Consider the following 2032-nt stretch of genomic DNA (forward strand, 5'->3'; position numbering starts at 1 on the left):
GTAGCGGAATAGACTGACGTCTGGTGATACAGTCATTCCGATCAAAGGCGACCGAGTCGTTGTTCGCCGATGAAGAGGTGCCGCGCTTTCGAGCATTTGAGAGGATCGCCAGACGAAAGCTGTTGCTGCTCCATCGCGCGAAATCGCTGGAAGATCTGCGCATTCCTCCAGGAAACCGCTTGGAAGCCTTGCGTGGAAATCGAAAGGGGCAGTACAGCATTCGAATTAACGATCAGTGGAGGATTTGTTTTGTGTGGGCTCAGGGCGATGCCCGTGATGTTGAGATTGTGGACTACCATTGAGGTGCAATATGGCGCGCAAACGGTTGTTAGAGCCAATACATCCGGGGGAAATTTTGCTTGAAGAGTTCATGAAGCCAATGGACATCAGCATCAATCGGCTTGCCCGCGAGATCCATGTGTCGCCAGGAAGGATTAGCGCGATTGTCAATGGAAAACGCGCCATCACAGCTGATACCGCGCTTCGGCTCAGTCGGTATTTGGGAACGTCGTCGGATCTCTGGATCGGACTCAAGGGGGAGTTTGACCTGCGAGTGGCCAAGCGTACGATTGGGCCAGAAATTGAGAGGCATATCCAGCAGCATGTTGCCTGAGAGCGCATGTCCAAAAGTGACGATGTTGGGCCTCAAGCAAGTGAATGATCCCGTCAATTTCCAAGCAGACCTCATTGGCAATATGTCGAGCGGCTGCTTCAAGATTGTGGCCAGCTTCCCAAACCTACCATCAGTATCGACAAAGATTACCTGCAGAAACGCGGATTAATCTGAAGAAGTATTGTCTGGTAGTGTGTCGACTCGCTCGAAGCCCTGGCCCATTGGCCTTCGGGGTCTGGTTCGCGTCCTCCTAACGACGGTTGGTGACCGATGACCGTGGCTAGGAAACTGCGGCAGGCCCGCCGCGCTATTGGATGGATGGCAAGTTTTTCGCGGCCACGCCGTCGCAATGGTTTTGAACGGCTACCGCACCACCCCGGACGTTAGACGTCACAGAGCCAAGTTAATCGATGAGCATCAGATCAAAACTCTTCAAATTCACGCCGTTAGATCGATACGCGATCGATTGTCTGGTCAGGCGTAGGCTCTTCCTAGCGCCATGGACAGACCTTAATGATGCTCATGAAGCTCAGATGTTTATCCGTGGATCCGGCGTCAATTACCACATGAATCCGGCGAGGCTCAAGCAGCTTCTGCCTCAACTGCTAAGTTTTGATGCTACTCAGGCTCGCGTATGCAGCCTCTCACGAGAGTGGTGGAGCAATCTGCTGTGGTCGCATTATGCCGATTGCCATCGTGGAGTGGCGATCGGCATTTCACTGCCAGATGACCTCTGTGGAGTTGAACGACTCGCGGTGCAGTACGACGATGAGCTACCAGTTCTGGATCCACCTGTTGGCAGGGCTGGTGTTGTTGAAGCGTTGCGGCATAAGGCTAAAGAATGGAGCTACGAAAAAGAAGATCGGCTGCTCAGTTTCGATGAGAAGCTTACCTTTGTCGATCAGGTGGAGATTTTTGACGTGATCTTCGGTCTTCGTGCATCCGAGGAGGATATCTCCTTGATGAGGCACCCTTTGCCTGAAACGGTTTCGTTGTGGCGTATATGTCGCAAGCCCGGCTCATACCTGCTCAATGCTGAAGACATCATGTGACGCCTAACAAACAAATACAGTTGAGATGAGGATGGTGCCGTATCTTGAATCGTGTACGCGGATGGGGTTAGCGCGGTCTGCCAAGTCTCTGCACGATATACTCATACACTGTCTTGCAATGCTGAATTCCCAGGACCCACACTTCCTCTCCGTCGATCTTATATACAACTCGATAATTCCCGACGCGAAGCTTCCAGTAGCTTCTCAACGCCTTGCGAAGAAGTGTGCTGTGTTGGTGCGGAGTGCGAGTCAATCGCGGCGCAATGGCTCCAGTAATCCGGATGTGAAGGTTTTGCAAAAGTGGCATGTCCTGCCTCCTTTGCTCGCGGGTCAACGCAAATGTTGGTCATGAAACAAAGAAATATGG

At 52.2% G+C, this 2032-nt stretch carries 4 protein-coding genes; 3 read left to right on the forward strand and 1 reads right to left on the reverse strand.

The window, feature by feature from the left end; genetic code table 11:
* Positions 1 to 23 precede the first annotated feature (23 nt).
* The 3 genes from ACOSYY_RS12350 (at position 24) to ACOSYY_RS12360 (ending at position 1665) form a co-directional block, all read left to right on the forward strand.
* Complete coding sequence (locus ACOSYY_RS12350; protein ID WP_421662734.1) at positions 24 to 302, forward strand: type II toxin-antitoxin system RelE/ParE family toxin; 279 nt, start codon at positions 24 to 26, stop codon at positions 300 to 302.
* An 8-nt stretch (positions 303 to 310) separates the two neighbouring features.
* Entirely contained in the window at positions 311 to 613 is a 303-nt protein-coding gene (locus tag ACOSYY_RS12355) for a HigA family addiction module antitoxin (protein WP_421662736.1), read from the forward strand.
* Positions 614 to 1314: 701 nt separating this feature from the next.
* Positions 1315 to 1665, forward strand: a complete 351-nt coding sequence (locus tag ACOSYY_RS12360) for a hypothetical protein (protein WP_421662738.1) — start codon at positions 1315 to 1317, stop codon at positions 1663 to 1665.
* A 67-nt stretch (positions 1666 to 1732) separates the two neighbouring features.
* Here the strand turns inward: ACOSYY_RS12360 and ACOSYY_RS12365 are convergent, their stop codons facing one another.
* A complete protein-coding gene (locus ACOSYY_RS12365; protein ID WP_421662740.1) occupies positions 1733 to 1972 on the reverse strand; it encodes a type II toxin-antitoxin system RelE family toxin in 240 nt (79 codons plus the stop codon).
* Between the last annotated feature and the right edge of the window lie 60 nt (positions 1973 to 2032).

Source organism: Nitrospira sp. BLG_2, from assembly GCF_049222245.1.